This is a genomic window from Parageobacillus caldoxylosilyticus, from assembly GCF_019272935.1.
GTDB lineage: Bacteria > Bacillota > Bacilli > Bacillales > Anoxybacillaceae > Saccharococcus > Saccharococcus caldoxylosilyticus.
The window spans coordinates 2,883,142-2,899,904 of the sequence record NZ_CP040553.1 but is presented as its reverse complement, the minus strand read 5'-3'; the positions used below and the strand labels follow the sequence as shown (position 1 = coordinate 2,899,904).

Annotated in this window: 22 protein-coding genes and 2 pseudogenes; 3 read left to right on the top strand and 21 right to left on the bottom strand. The window is 45.2% G+C overall.

Annotated features, from left to right (window positions below; genetic code table 11):
• Positions 1–10: 10 nt before the first annotated feature.
• The 13 genes from nusB to BV455_RS14860 all read right to left on the bottom strand — a co-directional run bounded on the left by nusB (position 11) and on the right by BV455_RS14860 (position 8,561).
• Positions 11–409 (bottom strand): transcription antitermination factor NusB, encoded by a 399-nt coding sequence (nusB, locus tag BV455_RS14920; protein WP_017435212.1) that lies wholly within the window; start codon positions 407–409, stop codon positions 11–13.
• A 245-nt stretch (positions 410–654) separates the two neighbouring features.
• Positions 655–1,056, bottom strand: a complete 402-nt coding sequence (locus BV455_RS14915) for an Asp23/Gls24 family envelope stress response protein (protein WP_017435211.1) — start codon at positions 1,054–1,056, stop codon at positions 655–657.
• Positions 1,057–1,070: 14 nt separating this feature from the next.
• The gene (gene accC, locus BV455_RS14910) at positions 1,071–2,423 is read right to left on the bottom strand and encodes an acetyl-CoA carboxylase biotin carboxylase subunit (protein WP_042408522.1); all 1,353 of its coding nucleotides are present in this window, start codon (positions 2,421–2,423) and stop codon (positions 1,071–1,073) included.
• Between the two features lie 15 nt (positions 2,424–2,438).
• Positions 2,439–2,957 (bottom strand): acetyl-CoA carboxylase biotin carboxyl carrier protein, encoded by a 519-nt coding sequence (accB, locus tag BV455_RS14905; protein ID WP_017435209.1) that lies wholly within the window; start codon positions 2,955–2,957, stop codon positions 2,439–2,441.
• Between the two features lie 150 nt (positions 2,958–3,107).
• Complete coding sequence (locus BV455_RS14900) at positions 3,108–3,680, bottom strand: SpoIIIAH-like family protein (protein ID WP_042408571.1); 573 nt, start codon at positions 3,678–3,680, stop codon at positions 3,108–3,110.
• A gap of 25 nt (positions 3,681–3,705) precedes the next feature.
• On the bottom strand, positions 3,706–4,338 hold the full coding sequence (gene spoIIIAG / locus BV455_RS14895) for a stage III sporulation protein AG (RefSeq protein WP_017435207.1): 633 nt from the start codon (positions 4,336–4,338) through the stop codon (positions 3,706–3,708).
• Complete coding sequence (spoIIIAF, locus tag BV455_RS14890) at positions 4,322–4,957, bottom strand: stage III sporulation protein AF (RefSeq protein WP_017435206.1); 636 nt, start codon at positions 4,955–4,957, stop codon at positions 4,322–4,324. The genes spoIIIAG and spoIIIAF overlap by 17 nt, the downstream gene beginning before the upstream one ends.
• 10 nt (positions 4,958–4,967) lie before the next feature.
• Positions 4,968–6,134: a stage III sporulation protein AE gene (gene spoIIIAE / locus BV455_RS14885; RefSeq protein WP_042408526.1), complete on the bottom strand. Its 1,167-nt coding sequence runs from the start codon at positions 6,132–6,134 to the stop codon at positions 4,968–4,970.
• A gap of 21 nt (positions 6,135–6,155) precedes the next feature.
• On the bottom strand, positions 6,156–6,542 hold the full coding sequence (spoIIIAD, locus tag BV455_RS14880) for a stage III sporulation protein AD (protein WP_026078462.1): 387 nt from the start codon (positions 6,540–6,542) through the stop codon (positions 6,156–6,158).
• Positions 6,543–6,560: 18 nt separating this feature from the next.
• Positions 6,561–6,767, bottom strand: a complete 207-nt coding sequence (gene spoIIIAC, locus BV455_RS14875) for a stage III sporulation protein AC (protein WP_017435203.1) — start codon at positions 6,765–6,767, stop codon at positions 6,561–6,563.
• A gap of 17 nt (positions 6,768–6,784) precedes the next feature.
• Positions 6,785–7,297 carry a stage III sporulation protein SpoIIIAB gene (gene spoIIIAB / locus BV455_RS14870; protein WP_017435202.1) on the bottom strand — a complete coding sequence of 171 codons (513 nt, stop codon included), beginning with the start codon at positions 7,295–7,297 and terminating at the stop codon, positions 6,785–6,787.
• Entirely contained in the window at positions 7,294–8,220 is a 927-nt protein-coding gene (gene spoIIIAA, locus BV455_RS14865) for a stage III sporulation protein AA (RefSeq protein WP_017435201.1), read from the bottom strand. Before spoIIIAA ends, spoIIIAB begins: the two co-directional genes overlap by 4 nt.
• Positions 8,221–8,279: 59 nt before the next feature.
• A complete protein-coding gene (locus BV455_RS14860; RefSeq protein ID WP_017435200.1) occupies positions 8,280–8,561 on the bottom strand; it encodes a YqhV family protein in 282 nt (93 codons plus the stop codon).
• 174 nt (positions 8,562–8,735) lie between these two features.
• Between BV455_RS14860 and BV455_RS14855 the strand changes: the two genes are divergently transcribed.
• On the top strand, positions 8,736–8,933 hold the full coding sequence (locus BV455_RS14855) for a hypothetical protein (RefSeq protein WP_017435199.1): 198 nt from the start codon (positions 8,736–8,738) through the stop codon (positions 8,931–8,933).
• A gap of 61 nt (positions 8,934–8,994) precedes the next feature.
• Here the strand turns inward: BV455_RS14855 and efp are convergent, their stop codons facing one another.
• The 4 genes and pseudogenes from efp to BV455_RS14835 all read right to left on the bottom strand — a co-directional run bounded on the left by efp (position 8,995) and on the right by BV455_RS14835 (position 11,682).
• A complete protein-coding gene (gene efp / locus BV455_RS14850; protein ID WP_017435198.1) occupies positions 8,995–9,552 on the bottom strand; it encodes an elongation factor P in 558 nt (185 codons plus the stop codon).
• A gap of 27 nt (positions 9,553–9,579) precedes the next feature.
• On the bottom strand, positions 9,580–10,641 hold the full coding sequence (locus BV455_RS14845; RefSeq protein ID WP_061579914.1) for a M24 family metallopeptidase: 1,062 nt from the start codon (positions 10,639–10,641) through the stop codon (positions 9,580–9,582).
• A 78-nt stretch (positions 10,642–10,719) separates the two neighbouring features.
• Positions 10,720–11,080 (bottom strand): annotated as a pseudogene (gene aroQ, locus BV455_RS14840) (type II 3-dehydroquinate dehydratase).
• 74 nt (positions 11,081–11,154) lie between these two features.
• On the bottom strand, positions 11,155–11,682 hold the full coding sequence (locus BV455_RS14835; protein ID WP_218687357.1) for a YqhR family membrane protein: 528 nt from the start codon (positions 11,680–11,682) through the stop codon (positions 11,155–11,157).
• Positions 11,683–11,876: 194 nt separating this feature from the next.
• Here BV455_RS14835 and BV455_RS14830 point away from each other — a divergent pair, with 194 nt between their 5' ends.
• Together BV455_RS14830 and BV455_RS14825 are read left to right on the top strand one after the other, a co-directional pair.
• Positions 11,877–12,821, top strand: coding sequence for a DUF1385 domain-containing protein (locus tag BV455_RS14830; protein ID WP_017435194.1), 945 nt, complete (start codon positions 11,877–11,879; stop codon positions 12,819–12,821).
• A 20-nt stretch (positions 12,822–12,841) separates the two neighbouring features.
• On the top strand, positions 12,842–13,207 hold the full coding sequence (locus BV455_RS14825; RefSeq protein WP_017435193.1) for an SA1362 family protein: 366 nt from the start codon (positions 12,842–12,844) through the stop codon (positions 13,205–13,207).
• Positions 13,208–13,304: 97 nt separating this feature from the next.
• Here BV455_RS14825 and BV455_RS14820 read toward each other — a convergent pair whose 3' ends face one another.
• The 4 genes and pseudogenes from BV455_RS14820 to BV455_RS14805 all read right to left on the bottom strand — a co-directional run.
• A complete protein-coding gene (locus BV455_RS14820; RefSeq protein ID WP_042408545.1) occupies positions 13,305–14,186 on the bottom strand; it encodes a patatin-like phospholipase family protein in 882 nt (293 codons plus the stop codon).
• A gap of 89 nt (positions 14,187–14,275) precedes the next feature.
• Positions 14,276–14,704: a transcriptional regulator MntR gene (gene mntR, locus BV455_RS14815; RefSeq protein WP_017435190.1), complete on the bottom strand. Its 429-nt coding sequence runs from the start codon at positions 14,702–14,704 to the stop codon at positions 14,276–14,278.
• 82 nt (positions 14,705–14,786) lie between these two features.
• Complete coding sequence (gene splB, locus BV455_RS14810; protein WP_017435189.1) at positions 14,787–15,812, bottom strand: spore photoproduct lyase; 1,026 nt, start codon at positions 15,810–15,812, stop codon at positions 14,787–14,789.
• A 260-nt stretch (positions 15,813–16,072) separates the two neighbouring features.
• A pseudogene (locus tag BV455_RS14805) lies at positions 16,073–16,651 on the bottom strand (DUF2332 domain-containing protein); the annotation flags it as partial.
• Positions 16,652–16,763: the final 112 nt, after the last annotated feature.

Here is a 16,763-nt window from a genome sequence, read left to right as displayed (position 1 = left end):
TTTCTCCTTTCTATTCTTGAATATGCAATGCATCTTTTACTTTCGAAAGCACACCGTTGACAAAACTCCCTGATTTCGTATCGCCAAATTTTTTGGCTAATTCAACAGCCTCATCTAGGCTCACTTTGACAGGAACATCATCGACATATTTCATTTCATAAGTGGCCATGCGCAAAATCGCGCGGTCGACATTCGCTACCCGCTCTAATGTCCATTTTTCCAGGTTGGCGCGCAGCAATTCGTCAATTTCTTGCTGATGTTCCACCACGCCATACACAAGCTGCTGCAAAAACGGGTCCGCTTCTTTTCCTCCTGTCACGTTTTGCAGCGCCTCCTCCGGAGGGATGTGGCCTACATCGACTTGAAATAATGCCTGCAGCGCCTTTTCCCGAGCTTCATGCCTCTTCATTTTGCTCCTCCTTTCCAAACACGAACATTTATATCAGAATCATACCATATTTTTCGGATAAAAGGCACTCCCCTACGCACAAATCATTAGCCTTGATTTTTTTATTTATTTTGGAACATCCATTCGTCTCCTTATGCTTCGAGGCCTCTTTGCAAAAAGGCTCGTTCAATACAATAACAAACTTTCGGCAAAAATACAAAAACAAAAGGGCACGATCGCCTCAAGCGAATGCGCCCTTTTCCGATTTATCCCTGCTCCACTTCCTGTTCCTGCTTTGCTGTTTCAAACTGAATACCGACAATATGAACGTTGACTTCGCTCGTTTCCAGCCCCGTCATGTTAAACAATGCTTGGCGGACGTTTTCCTGCACTTTTTTGGCTACATTCGGAATCGATGCGCCAAATTGAACAAGACAGTAAATATCAATGGCCACGCCGTCATCCCGTAAATCGACTTTGACGCCTTTGCCATGATTTTTCTTGCCAAACCGCTCGACAACACCAGCGGCAAAGTTGCCTCGCATTTGCGCGATTCCTTCCACCTCGCTGGCGGCGATTCCCGCGATCACTTCAATCACTTCCGGGGCGATTTCCACTTTTCCTAATGTGCCATGATCTTGCTCCATCTCAAAAATATGTTCTGACATGATACCACCTCCCGTCATGACTTCATAATATCATATAACTCCAAAAACTTTGTATTAAACTCGCCACTCACAAATTTTTCGTGTTCAAATAATTTTATGTGAAACGGAATCGTTGTATGAATGCCATCGATAATAAACTCGCTTAACGCCCGTTTCATACGGGCGATCGCTTCCTCACGCGTAGGGGCGTGCACAATCAGTTTCGCGATCATCGAGTCGTAATAAGGCGGGATCGTATAGCCAGGGTACGCAGCGGAATCGACCCGTACTCCCAAGCCTCCCGGCGGCAAATACATTTCTATTTTGCCCGGTGATGGCATAAAGTTTTTCGCTGGATTTTCCGCATTAATCCGGCATTCGATCGCCCAGCCGTTAAAGGTGACTTCCTCTTGGGTCAGCGACAGTTTTTCGCCGGAGGCGATGCGGATTTGTTCTTTTACTAAATCCACCCCCGTAATTAATTCCGTCACTGGGTGTTCTACTTGAATGCGTGTGTTCATTTCCATAAAGTAAAATTTTTTCGCATTATGGTCAAAAATAAATTCTACCGTGCCGGCGCCGGTGTAGTTCACCGCGCGGGCCGCCTGTACCGCCGCTTCTCCCATCTGCTTGCGAGTTTCTTCATCAAGCGCCGGCGACGGCGCCTCTTCGACCAGCTTTTGCAGGCGGCGTTGAATCGAGCAATCCCGCTCGCCAAGATGAATCACATTTCCGTAGGAGTCAGCCAGCACTTGAATTTCCACATGGCGGAAGTCTTCAATATATTTTTCAATATATACGCCCGGATTGCCAAATGCGGTAGCCGCTTCCTGCTGTGTAATGTTAATGCCTTTAATGAGTTCTTGCTCATTTCTGGCTACGCGAATGCCTTTGCCGCCGCCGCCTGCCGTCGCTTTAATAATGACCGGATAGCCAATCTCATTGGCAATGGCAAGCGCTTCGTCGATATTTTCAATAACGCCCTTTGATCCAGGAACGACCGGCACTCCTGCTTCCCGCATCGTCTCGCGGGCAATATCTTTAATCCCCATTTTTGTAATCGCTTCCGGACTCGGACCGATAAACGTGATATTGCATTCACGGCAAAGTTCGGCAAACGCCGCGTTTTCTGCCAAAAACCCGTATCCCGGATGAATCGCATCGCATCCTGTTAATGTAGCGACGCTCATGATGTTGGTGAAATTTAAATAGCTGTCCTTGGAAGCGGTCGGTCCGATGCAGTACGCTTCATCGGCGAGCTGGACGTGCAGCGCCTCGCGGTCTGCTTCAGAGAAAACAGCCACCGTTTCAATTCCCAGCTCTTTGCAGGCGCGAATAATGCGAACGGCGATTTCCCCGCGGTTGGCAATTAATACTTTTTTGATCATCGCTCGTTCTCTCCCTTATTCAGGCTTTACCAAAAATAGAGGTTGTCCATACTCAACAAGCTGTCCATTTTGGACAAGCACTTCGACAATCTCCCCGTTTACCTCTGCCTCGATTTCATTAAATAGCTTCATCGCTTCAATAATGCAGACGACCGTATCTTTTTGCACTTTATCTCCCACTTTGACGTATGGAGGGGCATCTGGGGACGGCGCAGCGTAAAACGTACCGACCATCGGCGAAGTGATTTTATGTAAGTTTTCTGTATTTTCCGTCTTTGGCTTCGGCGCTTCTTGTGGTATTGTTTCCACTTGCACATTAGCCGCTTGCACTGGCGCCTGCACCTGTGGTTTTGCTTCTTCTGCTGCCGGCTTCGCTATCGGCTCTGCCGGCGGTGCCGCAACCACTGCCTGGACTGGTGCTCCTGCCGCAGCTTTTTTCATATGTACTTTCGTTCCATCTTGTTCATAAACAAATTCGTCAATGCTTGATTGATCAATTAAACGGATCAATTCGCGGATTTCTTGGATTTTCATTTTCCTCACACCTTTCTACGATACAAAGTGTTAAGTTTTTTGTCTGCTAGTTATAAAATCTACTCATAACGATTATACACATAATAATCACACAATAAAAAGGTTTTTTATCATAAAAAAGAAGCTGCCCTTGGTAAGAGCAGCTTTTCATTATCCAGCCGGCTGAAATTCAACCGCTACATCATTGGCTTCCGGAATTTCACTTTTTACCATATGGATCACTTCGTTGGCCGATTTCTTGGAATGCTCTTTTGCTTTAATCGTTACTCGCACTTGGTCATCTTCCGCGCGCACCAATACATCCTCATAGCCGCCTTTCGATTTGATTAATGTTTCTAACGTTGCCTCTTTTTCCGCTAACGCCTGAAGCTTTTCAATTTTATCCATCGCTTCGCTTTTTTGTTGTGCGGTGGCATTGGCGGAAGCAACAATAGCATTTAATTGGTCGCGCAGACGGCTGCGCTCATCCTCAATTTGCATGCGGAGCGCAGTAAACATATCATCACTGGAAGTGCTGGAAGTGACTTTTCCATCTGTCGTTTCCATTTCTTCTACCGCCACATCGGCTTGATCTTTATTGCTTTCTTTTTGTTTCGTTGCATCTTCATGGCTCGTAAAAGCGATATTGTCATTCATATCTTTTGGCGCTGTTACATAATACACCGACAAAACAACAACTAAACTTAACATCGTTAATAGCCAAACCGTCTGTTTTCTTAACATCATAACCATCCTCCCCCAAATCCTATTATTTTTTCGGCAATACGGCAACGCGGTAGCTTGGAACGTTTAACACGCGCGTCACTGCCTCGACAATCCATTTCTTTATTTGCAAGTTATCCGCACCTTTCGCGACTACTAACACTCCGCGAATTTCCGGCTTTTTCGTTGTCAAGACGATCGGTGTTTCGTTATCGCCATCACGGACAATGACAACTTCGTCATTCGTAGAGTTGTTTTCAATCTTCCGTTTTCCTCCTTCACGGTCCGTTTCTTCGGTCGTTTGTTGCTGAGAAACGCGGTTTTTCTCTAATATTTTCGTTTCTGTTGTATCGAGATTGACGACAACGGTGACATCTTCTACTCCCTCAATCGCTTCGAGCGCTGTTTTTAGCTCTTTTTCATAGCGTTCTTCATAAGCGGCGATCGCTTTCGATTTTGTCTCTTGTTTGATTCCAAAAGCAGGTTCTGCTTGCTGCGATGATGGCGCGGCTGTTTCTTTATGAACGGATGCCACTTCCTCTTCCTTCGAAAAATGGCTCATCACCATAAGCCCAATCCCTACTAATAACAGCAAGACGATATACGAAAAAGGCGTTTTCTTCTGTTCGTCTGCTTCTTTTTTTGGCGATGAGAAAAAACGTTTAATGAGCTCGCGCATCCCCCCATTCCCTCCCTTTGACTACCACCGCAATTTTATTTTCATCGACTTCCCATTTGCCTGCTAAAAAAGTGCGTAGTTCTTTTTCTAGTTGAAGATTGCTATCTGGTGAATGGACCGGCCTTGATGTGTCAATTACCACAGGCTGAATCCTTTCCGGCGTCTCTTGTTTGGAAAGCACTACTTCAATCGTTTCAATGTCTCTCGGAATTTGTAAATCCTCTTTTTCTTTTACTTGCAGAGAGACGTCTTCCACGCTTAATCCATATTCCTTCATCAACTCCCCATCTACCTGTTTTTTCATCTGGACAGCCATTTGTTCTAAAATATATGCACGTTGTGAGGCTTGTATTTCTTTTTTCTTCATTTCCATTTCATTTTTTATCATTCCTTGTTCATTCCCCTTTTCCGATAGACTGGATATGGCAGAGGCGACGAGACGGTCAGGATGGATGGACATAAGCTGCAAAATCGGTGATAGCATGAGCAACAGCAAAATGAGTCCCACTACCATTTTTACGTACTTCTGCATGTTGCTAGAGGGAAGCAGAAAATCAATGATGGTCGCAAATAAAATAAAAATAAGAATATTGGTGATCCATTCCGTTACAAATTGCATCGTTTTCCCCCTATCGAACCATCATTGTAATATTTCCGGCCGTAATAATAATAGTCAAACTGAGGAAAAACATCAGCGAGACGATGGCCAGCGCTGCAAATACATAGGCAATGCTTTTGCTCATAATGCTGAGGCAAGAAATGACTGGCCCTCCCCCTAAGGGCTGCATGATCGCTGCGGAAATTTTGTACACCAACGCAATGGCAAAAATTTTCAGCGCTGGGAACACGGCGATCATCAATAAAATGGCAACTCCGACTATGCCGACCGTATTTTTCAATAACATCGAGGCAGCCACGACGGTATCGGCCGCATCGGTAAACATTTTGCCGACAACAGGAATGAAGTTTCCCGTCACAAACTTCGCCGTCCGCAGCGCAATCCCGTCGGCAATCGCCGATGTCGTTCCTTTTACCGACATGACTCCAAGAAAAACCGTCAAAATGACTCCGAGTATCCCGACGCCGATTTTCGTCAGCAGCCCCGCTAGCTGTGTGACTTTATAATGATCCGTGAGCGTGCTGACAATGCTTAAAAGTGCGGCCAAAAACAAAAGCGGCAACGTTACATATTCAACAATCGTTCCTGTCATATTCATCAGAAATAGAATAATCGGATGAAAAAACGCCGCCGATATCACTCCTCCGGAAGACGCGAGCAGCGCCAACAACAGAGGAATCATCGCGATCATAAAATGGCTCATCGTCCTTACAGCGTCGAGCGCATAGTCCATTGCGAGGCGAAAACTGTTTAACGCAATAATCAGCAACACCATGTAAACAACGGCATAGGCGACTTTGCTGACGGTTTGTTGCGCAAACGCGTTTTGCAATGATTGCAGCACCATGCTAAACACCGTTAATACAATTAACGTTCCTAGCAATTTTCCGTTTACTTGCAATTCGTAAAAGAGAAATTTCATCAACGCGACAAGCCATTCTTTTAACGACAATTCTTTTTCGCCCCTTAAAAAATCCATAAGCGATCCTTTTTGGCTTTCCGGCAAAAAGCCGCCGTATTTCGTCACAATATCTTCCCAAAATTGACGAATTTCGCTGACATCCAGCTGTTCGATTTGCTTTTGCACCAACTGCTCATTAGAAGTGGCAGCTTGTACAACAAACGGGGATAAAAAGAAGAAAAAGAAACTTGCCGCTGTTATGATTTTTCGGATCAATTCATCACCCCCATTCTCCCGTCACGACGCAGGAATCAAGCCGATGACCGTTTCAATAATCGCTGTTAAAATCGGGATCGCCAGCGCCAAAATAATAATTTTCCCCCCCAATTCAATTTTCGAGGCAATCGCTCCTTGACCGGCGTCTTTGGAAATTTGCGCAGCAAATTCCGCAATATAGGCAATGCCAATAATTTTCAAAATCGTTTCCAAATAAACCATATTGATTTTGGTGCTAGCTGCCATTTTTTGCAGCATATTTAAAATCGCGCTGATTTTGTCGACAAGAAACAGGAAAATGAGACAGCCGACAAATACCGTTAGCAAAAAGGCAACACTCGACTTATGTTCTTTCAGGAGCACGACTAAAAACGTCGCAATCAAACCAAGACCGACAATTTGTAAAATTTCAATCGCCCATCCCTCCTAACCGCGAAATAAAAATACGTCTTTAATTTTTTGAAACAAGTCGCTCACAATCGAGGCGACCATAAACAAAATATAAATAAAGCCAAGCAGCGTAACCCATTGGGCATACTCCTTTTTCCCCATTTGGTCAAGCACCGTATGCAAAAAGGCCACCACGATTCCAACGCCAGCAATTTTAAAAATAATATCGACATCAATGCCCATTTCGTTCTGCCTCCTGTTCAAATCAGTAAAATCACAAGCAACAATCCTGTAAGAATTCCTAGGCTTTTCGCCATTTTTTCATAGCGTGCCTGCCGTTCGAGTGCCTCGGCCTCTTGCCGCTCCAAATGAACGAGCGCCAGCGTGATTTGTTTCTGCTGTGTCAAGCGGTCGTACTGCCCAAGCGTATCTCCGAATTGCCTCATAATCTCTAATTCCCCTTGCTTGAGCGCCGTCGAACTCCATACCGTTTGCAGGCTTTCTTCCCACGCTTGTTGAACGCTCGTTTCTCCTTTTTGCAGCTTGGCGGCGAATTGCTCGAACAGTTTGGAAAGCGGCAGCGATATTTGCTTGCTAATATGCAACGCGGCTTCAGATAGCGGAGTGTGCGCATACATAATTTCTGCTTCTAGCACCTTGAGCGCCGCTTTCAACTGGCGCAGCTGTCTCGGACGCTCCTTTAGCATTCGCGCCGCTTCAAATCCAAACCACGTTGTCGTAAGGAGAATCAACATTGCGCCGATCAGCTTCATCTACTTTTCACCATCCGCTCATACAGCGCCGTTCCATACGCATCTGTAATGCGTCTTACCGTGCCCGGACCGAACTCGTTCGTCAGTTCAACAAACCGTTCAAATACCCCTTGCTCAATGATGGGGCGCAATGTCGGGCGCTGCAGCACATCCTTCCAACTTCTTCCGTGGACTGTCGTCCATATGCATACCCCAGCGTTCACCGCTTCTAAAATTGCTTCGCTATCTTCGGCGCGGCCAATTTCATCAACGATCAACACATCCGGGCTCATCGAGCGGATCATCATCATCATTCCCTCTGCTTTTGGGCATGCATCGAGCACATCGATGCGGTCGCCTAATTCAAATTGCGGAATGCCTTTCACACACCCGGCAATTTCCGAACGTTCATCGACAATCCCTACTTTTTGTGATGGAATATGTTTCGCGCGAACCCCAGTGCTGATCATTCGCGCCGCGTCGCGCAGCAGCGTCGTTTTCCCTGTCTGCGGCGAACCGATGATCATCGTATTATGCCAGCGCCCGTCATACACATACGGCACAAGCGGTTCAGCGATGCCGATTTTCTGTTTCGCAATACGGATATTGAAAGAAGTCACATGACGAATCGCTTTCACGCTTCCGCCCTCGGTTACGACTTTTCCTGCTAGTCCAACACGATGGCCTCCCTGTACGGTAATAAACCCTCGTTTCAATTCTTCTTCTATTGCATAAATCGAATATTGACTCAATTTATTAAGCAAATGCATTCCATCTTCGCAAGTCACTTTATATGGGAGAAATTGAGACTTTCCTTTCACAATAATTTCTAATGGCCGAAGAACCCTTATGCGAATTTCTTCCATCTGTTCATGCCATGAAGGAGGCTGTTGCTGCAGTATGGCGGCAATCGTTTTCGGAAGTATATCCCATATTGCTTGCATTTTATTCCCCTCCCTGCTGGACTAGTTCATATGTATGGGATGGAAAACGAATTTATGACTTACTTATAAATGCCGATGAGAATAAGAATGACTCCTAAAGCGATCAAACCTAATTTCGTATAAGAAAGCTCGTCCGCTAAAGAAAGCAGCCCAATCGTCATCGTGACGATAAAAATAGTCGGTCCAATCACCGCAAGAAGCGCATTGACGGCCAACGCTTTTTTGACATCATTGAACAGCAGCATGGCAAGCGCAGCGATCATCTCCAGAGTCGCTGACAGCAACCGCATTCCTGCCATTGACAAAACGGCTGGTTCAATGAATGGTAGCCACCGTTTCATATATTCCTCCTAATATAAAAATGAGATGGTTAGTACAAACGTATGCCGGAACAGAGAATTTCAGAAGGGATTTTTTTCTTTTGTGGCAAAGAACCCTTAAGAGGAAATATATGGCCATGTTTGCGGAAATAGTTTCATAATGGAAATAGAGGCAGGTTGTAAAGGGGGAAAATCATGAGAAAACTCTCTACGTTCGGGAAAATGACATTTTGGGTTGGATGTATATTTGCGGTTCTCGGAATTCTTGGTCTGTTCCATGTTTTTTTGCTATCGGGAGATACACCGGCATCGATTAGTTATGTCTTGATTGGCATCATGCTCATCAGTACATCATTTTTATACGAAAAGAAAAAAGGTTCAGAAAAACCTTAGCTGAAAAAGGCTTCATCGCAGCAAAAAAGCCCCTTGCGTCAAGCGCAAGGGGCAAACAACGTTACGCACGGGACACGTATGTGCCGTCTGACGTATTGATAATAAGCGTATCGCCTTCGTTGACAAAGAACGGAACTTGTACAACAAGACCGGTTTCCAGCTTCGCTGGCTTCGATCCGCCAGAAGCGGTATCGCCTTTAATGCCCGGTTCTGTTTCTACTACTTTTAATTCGACGGTGTTCGGAAGTTCTATCCCAATCGTTTCGCCTTGGTACATCATGATGTAAACTTCCATGTTTTCTTTTAAAAATTTCAATTCATGTTCGATTTGTTTCGCTGGAAGTTCGATTTGCTCATATGTTTCCATATCCATAAATACGTGCTGATCGCCGTTGGCATATAAATACTGCATTTTGCGCGTATCGATTTGGGCGCGGTTTACTTTTTCGCCGGCGCGGAACGTTTTTTCTTGAATCGCACCTGTGCGAAGGTTGCGAAGCTTCGAGCGGACGAACGCTGCCCCTTTTCCTGGTTTGACGTGCTGGAATTCGATGACGCGCCAAATGTCGCCATCTACTTCAATCGTTAATCCTGTACGAAAATCGTTCACTGAAATCATCCGTTAAAATCCTCCCACACGATAAATTTATAAAATGATCAGTTCTTTTGGCGAATGAGTCAGCGATTCATTGCCGTTTTCCGTGACAACCGTATCGTCTTCAATGCGCACGCCGCCAAGTCCTGGGATATAAATCCCCGGCTCCACGGTGACTACCATGCCCGGCGCCAGCACGACATCGGAACGGACGGATAACGCCGGTCCCTCGTGAATCTCAAGGCCGATTCCATGGCCGGTGGAATGTCCGAAATATTCGCCATAGCCTTTTTCGCTAATGTAATCGCGCGTCAGCGCATCCGCTTCTTTTCCGGTCATTCCCGGCTTGATTCCTTCCATGCCGCGCAATTGCGCTTGAAGCACAATGTCATAAATCGTTTCTAGCTCCTCGCTAATGGCACCGACGGCAATCGTTCTTGTAATGTCGGAACAATATCCTTTGTAATAGGCGCCAAAATCCAAGGTGACGAGTTCGCCTTTTTCGATGGATTTCTCCGTCGCCACTCCGTGCGGCAATGCAGAGCGGTAGCCAGATGCGACAATGATATCAAACGAAGAGGAAGTCGCACCCTGTTTACGCATAAAAAATTCCAGCTCATTCGCCACGTCAATTTCTTTTACACCTGGACGAATAAAGGAAAGAATGTGTTCAAATGCCGCATCGGCAATTTCCGCTGCTTCCTTTAATATCTTAATCTCTGATTCCGACTTAATCAAGCGCAACTTTTCAATGACATGCGAAGTTGGGACGAGTTCCGCCTTTACGGCGCTTTCATACGCCCTAAACGTCGCATACGAAACATCTTCCTGCTCGAAGCCGAGCTTTTGAATGCCAAGGCGGGCGACTTGCTTCGCAGCCTCGTCGACAATCGGGCCGGTATGTTGGACAATTTCAAAGCCTTTCACTTGCTGGGATGCTTGCTCGACATAGCGGAAATCGGTAATAAACACAGCTTTGTCCCGGCTAATAACCGCGACGCCGGCCGTTCCCGTAAAACCGGTAATATAGCGGCGGTTGTACGGATTGGTGACAAGCAGGCCGTCAATATCATGTTCGTCAAACAATGCGCGTAATTTTTCGAGTTTTTCCATCTTTCAATCTCCTCTTCCCTGTATTTGTAATAATGCTAAAATGGTTAGCCGATAACCCATTAATCCAAAACCGACAATTTATCCGGCAACAACCGGAGCAATCACAGACTGATGGCGAAAGGGCTCGCGCGCATGAATATTGGAAATATGTACTTCCACCACTGGGATGCTGACACTGGCAATCGCGTCGCGAATCGCATAACTATAAATGCGTAAGCGCGCCGGCATTTAAAACGATGCCGTCGTATTTTCCTTCCGCCTCATGAATTCGGTCATAATCGCGCCTTCATGATTGCTTTGTCAGTTCCGCCCCTTGTTCGCCTGCAAACGACATCAGTTCTTGCTCAAGCTCATGAAGCGTTGTGCTTCCGTAAATATGCGGCTCCCGCTTGCCGAGAAGATTCAAGTTCGGACCGTTAATGAGAAGAAGATGCACCATATTCTTAACTCCTTTAACCCAGCGAAAGAAATATTGAAACATTCTTTATTTTACCATAAAGCCGGCGCTTCCCACTACTTATTTGATGATGTTGATGGTGTTGATGTTGATTGCGTTTGCCGATTCATTTCCTCCGTTTCAAATGAAATCGAGTACCCGATGAAAACGCCATATAAAATGTACAAGCAAAGCGTCGTAATGATGGTATTCCGCTGTAAATGGGAAACAGTTTCTAAATTAGGGAAGAGAGGATTCAATACGTAAAATACAAGCAGCCACCAGGCAACGCCATACAATATGCCCGCCCACATTCCTTTTATTCGCCTTAGTGTAGCATAATAAATGAGGGCGACTAATATGGATAATAATCCAATGAGCAAAATGGCGATATAATTGCCAAGCTTTCCATATTTCCAATCACCGGCAACCCATGGGATCAAAATCATATTCGGGCTTATTTCGCTGAAATGGAAAAAATACGCTAAATATCCAATTAAGCTCCAAAACACGCCACCAACAAATCCTGTAATGACTGTTTTCAACAAAAGAGACATCGGCCGTTCTTTCTTATTTTGTTCGAGCTGCTCTTGATTTTCCGCCATTTTGTTTTGCACCTCCTTGTACGTAGTATGACCGGTTATTTGCAAAGTCATGAATAAAGCGGCAAAAAAGTGCAACAGCCGCAGGTGTAAACGTTGAAATTTTTGGAAATGATAATAATAACATCAACCTAGAGGTTTCTAGACGTTTTTTGTAGAATAAAATAATAAAGATAAAGAATAGGTTGGTGTCAGCAATGGAAAAAACCGCAAAACCAATGTACGGCGGTCAAGCAGTAATCGAAGGGGTCATGTTTGCTGGAAAAACCCATTCTGTCACTGCCGTTCGCCGCAAAGATCATACCATTGAATACTTTCGTTTGCCGCGCCAGGCAAATCCGACGCTCGCGTTTCTCAAAAAAATTCCGTTTGTTCGCGGCATCGTCGCGATTATTGAAGCGAGCGCAAATGGAGCAAAACATTTGCAGTTTGCTAGCGAACGCTATGATCTCGATCCAGGTGAAGAGGAAGCATTGCAAACAGCGAAAGCGGATTCGTCCAAACTTTCTCTCGTTCTTGGTGTGGCGGTCGTCGGCGTGTTGTCCTTTCTATTTGCCAAAACGATTTTTACGCTCGTTCCCGTCTTTTTAGCAGCATGCTTTAAGCCGCTGTTTCCGGGGAAAATGGCACAAATTTTGATCGAGGGAGCATTTAAGCTCGCTTTGCTTCTCGCGTACATTTACTTTATTTCGATGACGCCGCTTATTAAACGCGTTTTCCAATATCATGGCGCAGAACATAAAGTCATCAACGCCTATGAAGCGGGACTGCCGCTTACGGTGGAAAATGTTCAGCGTTCATCACGGCTTCACTACCGTTGCGGCAGCAGCTTTATTCTATTCACCGTCATCGTCGGCATCTTTGTCTATATGTTTGTGCCGACAGATCCGCTTTGGCTAAGAGTCGTTAACCGGATCGCCCTCATTCCGGTCGTGCTTGGTGTTTCATTTGAGGTGTTACAGTTTACAAATAAATTGAGGGATATCCCCGTTTTACGCTGGCTCGGCTATCCGGGGTTATGGCTGCAGCTTTTGACAACCAAAGAGCCGACCGATGACCAAGTGGAAGTGGCAATTGCTTCCTTCCAAGAGCTGCTCCGCTTAGAAGAAAACATCGAAATGGAAACAAAAGCTGTCCAGTAACATGTAAGGGGGTGGACTCATTGCGGCGCGGTACCATTCATCCGCTTGTCGGGATTACCCTTTTTCTCGGAGTGTTCGGCATCCTATACACGCTTTTCGCACATCCAACTGCTCTATTTCGCAAAATCGTGTTCGTCATGCTTGTCATCGCGGCAATATCCGTTTTCTATCACTTTATCTATAAACGCCGTACAAACAAAGACCATCTTGCCTATTTAAAAGCGGTGCGTCAATCGAAAAAACTCCATCCCCAAGCGGTGAGAAAGCAAAAAACAAACCATGCGCATTTAAAAATGAAACGGCCGCCGAGAAAACGGGCGACAACGACCCATTTAACGGTCATCGACGGAAAAAAAGGCAAAAAAAAGAATCGAGCGTCTTTCTAGCTTGATTCTTTTTTATTTTCGCCTTTGTTTTCTGCGGCATAGAACAAATACAGCAACACGATGCCGGGTGAAGCCGTCGTGCTCGCCTCCTGTTTCATTATGGCCATGTTTTTAAAAATTGTTCCGTTCTTTCTCTTCCATATTGAATTAAGCGGTCTCTCGTATCAGGGGTGACGGAAAATTCCGTGGATAAAACGTTTTCGACGGGGAGAAAGACAATATTTTTTTCATGGCGCCGTGAGATGTAACGGGCATCATGAGCTTCTTTCATGGCGACAAACAGCGCTTCATATAAATCAATCGCATTGTTAATTTTCCGCTTTGGCCTTTCCGCCAGCTTTGCGCTTAACTGTATGCCAAGGACAGGCCGTTTTTTTACCTTTTTTTCTTCATCGAATAAAAATAGAGGGAAGTTGCTAAGCACGCCTCCGTCGACGATAATATATTTTCCTTTCTTCGTCTGCAGTTTGACCGGTTCGAAAAAGTACGGAATGCTAATGCTCATCCGCACCGCCTTTGCGACAGAAAACGATGACGGATCCATCCCGTATTGCGGCAAATCATCCGGCAAAATTAGCATTCGTCCATTTGTTACATCCGATGCAACAAGATATAAACTTTCTTTTGGCAAATCGGCAAACGTTTTTATGCCCCGTGCCGCTAATACCCCTTCCAACCATTGCTCCAATGCTTCGCCTTTATACAATCCCATTCGCCAATAAATTCGCACCCATTTCCATACAGGAAATGGCAAAAGACATTTCCGCTCATCCAAAAAATACTGCAGTTCCAATCCATCCAACAAGTCAATCATTTCCTTGCTTGTGTAACCCGCGGCAATCAACGTGGCAATGAGCGCCCCCGCGCTCGTCCCAGCAAGCCGTCTCCATCGCAGTCCTTTGGCTTCAATCGCTTCATAAGCGCCAAGGAACGCAAATCCTTTTATTCCACCTCCGGAAAATACGATGTCAATGTCCAACCTTGTCTCCCCCTTACTTGCCGTTTGTATATATGTAAGAGAGAGAACCTCGATTTAGTACAGCAATAAAAAAAGAGTAAGATTCTCTCTTACTCTTCTGCCTGTTCATTACGTTTTTGAATGTTTCGAAGCGTCTCAATGCGGTTGGGATCTTCCTGAAAATATTGCACTAAATCGCCGATGCGGTCGATTGCATTCCAGCTTAAGTGATGTTCAATTCCCTCGACGTCGCGATAAATATTTTCCTCATCCACGCCGATAATGCGCAGAAACTGTTCGAGCAGTTCGTGGCGATATACAAGCCGCTTGCCGATTTTCTTACCTTTCGCCGTCAACACTAAACCGCGGTATTTTTCATAAACCAAATATTCATCCTTGTCCAATTTTTGCACCATTTTTGTCACCGAGGAGGGATGTACGGACAATGCCTCTGCGATATCAGATACGCGGGCATATCCTTTTTCTTCAATTAAAATATATATTTGTTCAATATAATCTTCCATGCTTGGTGTCGGCAATTTCTGTCCCCTCCCGTAAACCATTGTAAGAAAAAAATAGCAATCAGTATTATTATATCATGGAGGCGCAAAATGACAAGGATTACGTAAAATATTGCACCGCTGCTTCCGGGAAAAATTCGGCGATATAGCGGCGCATTGTCATCTCCAGCCGCTGGGCATCATCATCCGGGTACACGTATTTGCCGATTCCGTACCTCCCCCATTTATACTTGCGTTTGCTTTCATCAAGATCGAGCTTGGTTTTTGGATAACGTCTTTGGATCACCGCCTTAGCCGGCTTCGTAAAACGATGTTGAATCAATTCAAACGTCAAGTCAGACAAATCAACGCCTTGGAGCTGTTCGGACAAACGTTTAAACAGCTCCAAATACCCTTCTTCCCAGCCTTCGTGCATATAAATCGGCGCAATGACAAATCCAAGTTTATATCCCGCGTTCGCCACTTTGCGCGCCGCTTCGATCCTCGCCTCGAACGATGACGTGCCCGGTTCAAAGTTTTTAATGACATAGCGGGAATTCACGCTGAAGCGAAAGCGAGTTTTTCCGTTATGTTTCGCATCAAGTAAATGATCCACATGCTCATATTTCGTGACAAAACGCAAGCGTCCATATTCGGTCGCGCCAATAAATTCAATTGCTTTTTTAAGCGAGTGGGTCAGATGGTCAATACCGACAATATCGGACGTACAAGCTGCCTCAAAGCGGGTAATTTGCGGGGCTCGTTCGTTAATATACCTTTCTGCTTGCGCAAAAATATCGTCCAAGTTGACATAGACACGAATGTACGGTTTGCTTCCTAAAGTCGTTTGCAAATAACAATAATGGCAATGGCCCATACAGCCAGTTGCCAGCGGAATCGCATATTCCGCTGATGGCTTTGATGTATCAAATTTCAGCGTCCGCCTCACCCCCACGACAAGCGTGGATTTTGCGTTCCGATAGCGCTGCAATTCATTTTCTCCTGGAATGCCGCGCACTTGATTGTGTGACGTCGTTTCGCGAATTTCAATGTTCATGTTTTCAAATTTCTCTTTCAATTCTTTTCCAAGTGGATATGAAAGCGCTTCTGGCTCAAAATAAACAAGCTGCGGAACAAAAGGTTTCATCCGTTCACCTCATTTCCATTCATACTCACCCACCGTTAGTATGAACGGAAAATGGAAAAATATCGTATTGATGTCGCCTTGCAACTATATAGCAAAACCTTTGTTCATCTTTCACAATGCGCACGTTTAAACGATTCTATAAAGCGGACCGTTCAGGCGGAAGTGGATTAGGGCTCATGCATCATGTGCCATAGAAATGTAAACAGCAAAGGAAATGGAACGGCGATCACTGTTATCTTGCCGATTGGCGAATCATAAGCAGGAGGACTTTTCGGCAGCAAAAATGGCAAACGCTCTCCGCAAATTTCGGAGGTAATCACAACATTGGAATGCGGGTTTCCGTATGTCTCGTGCAAACCGTAATCATATCGGTACTTGTCCCACGCCAGCTGCAAACCGGCGCTTGTGCCAATTTCAATGAGCGATAGAGGCTTTTTGGCTATATTATAAATAAAACAAAAACTAGGATATAAATACGCGCAACGCCGAACCTCATTCGTCTGCACAAGTTTACTTGTCAACATCGCTGTAATGTCTTCTTGATAGTGGATACAGAAATCACGGAAATAAGGGAAAGCGTGTTGCGGGTTTCGCGGCTGATCAACTATACTTCCATAAAATTCACGCAGCTCATGCCTATATCCTTTAAGCAATAAATAGTGTACCGCACCAAATAACAAGTTCGGAATCGGCTGACCGCTTCGAGCGGCTGAAGCAAGGCGCAATAGTTCGTCATCTTCGGCGATATTTAATGCCAACTGTTCATATAGTTCACTAGAGTCTCGGCATTCACGAATAGCAAAACGGCGAAACCGTTCAGAAATAACCTCTAACGACATCTTTGTCTTCTCCTCTCTTTTTCTAATTCCTCTAGCAATGGTATATGGATGGCCGACTCCCCTTCTCTTTCGTATAAATATCATAGGTTGCCTCGAGCATTTCTTCCATCGT

What these genes read in the sequence shown, in the direction of transcription:
- BV455_RS14900 (WP_042408571.1), bottom strand. Translation starts at nt 3,680, where the DNA reads ATGTTAAGAAAACAGACGGTTTGGCTATTAACGATGTTAAGTTTAGTT.
- accC (WP_042408522.1), bottom strand. Translation starts at nt 2,423, where the DNA reads ATGATCAAAAAAGTATTAATTGCCAACCGCGGGGAAATCGCCGTTCGC.
- accB (WP_017435209.1), bottom strand. Translation starts at nt 2,957, where the DNA reads ATGAAAATCCAAGAAATCCGCGAATTGATCCGTTTAATTGATCAATCA.
- BV455_RS14830 (WP_017435194.1), top strand. Translation starts at nt 11,877, where the DNA reads ATGGAAAAAACCGCAAAACCAATGTACGGCGGTCAAGCAGTAATCGAA.
- efp (WP_017435198.1), bottom strand. Translation starts at nt 9,552, where the DNA reads ATGATTTCAGTGAACGATTTTCGTACAGGATTAACGATTGAAGTAGAT.
- BV455_RS14915 (WP_017435211.1), bottom strand. Translation starts at nt 1,056, where the DNA reads ATGTCAGAACATATTTTTGAGATGGAGCAAGATCATGGCACATTAGGA.
- nusB (WP_017435212.1), bottom strand. Translation starts at nt 409, where the DNA reads ATGAAGAGGCATGAAGCTCGGGAAAAGGCGCTGCAGGCATTATTTCAA.
- spoIIIAG (WP_017435207.1), bottom strand. Translation starts at nt 4,338, where the DNA reads ATGCGCGAGCTCATTAAACGTTTTTTCTCATCGCCAAAAAAAGAAGCA.
- spoIIIAA (WP_017435201.1), bottom strand. Translation starts at nt 8,220, where the DNA reads ATGCAAGCAATATGGGATATACTTCCGAAAACGATTGCCGCCATACTG.
- spoIIIAF (WP_017435206.1), bottom strand. Translation starts at nt 4,957, where the DNA reads ATGCAATTTGTAACGGAATGGATCACCAATATTCTTATTTTTATTTTA.
- BV455_RS14845 (WP_061579914.1), bottom strand. Translation starts at nt 10,641, where the DNA reads ATGGAAAAACTCGAAAAATTACGCGCATTGTTTGACGAACATGATATT.
- spoIIIAC (WP_017435203.1), bottom strand. Translation starts at nt 6,767, where the DNA reads ATGGGCATTGATGTCGATATTATTTTTAAAATTGCTGGCGTTGGAATC.
- splB (WP_017435189.1), bottom strand. Translation starts at nt 15,812, where the DNA reads ATGAAACCTTTTGTTCCGCAGCTTGTTTATTTTGAGCCAGAAGCGCTT.
- BV455_RS14855 (WP_017435199.1), top strand. Translation starts at nt 8,736, where the DNA reads ATGAGAAAACTCTCTACGTTCGGGAAAATGACATTTTGGGTTGGATGT.
- spoIIIAB (WP_017435202.1), bottom strand. Translation starts at nt 7,297, where the DNA reads ATGAAGCTGATCGGCGCAATGTTGATTCTCCTTACGACAACGTGGTTT.
- BV455_RS14860 (WP_017435200.1), bottom strand. Translation starts at nt 8,561, where the DNA reads ATGAAACGGTGGCTACCATTCATTGAACCAGCCGTTTTGTCAATGGCA.
- BV455_RS14835 (WP_218687357.1), bottom strand. Translation starts at nt 11,682, where the DNA reads ATGGCGGAAAATCAAGAGCAGCTCGAACAAAATAAGAAAGAACGGCCG.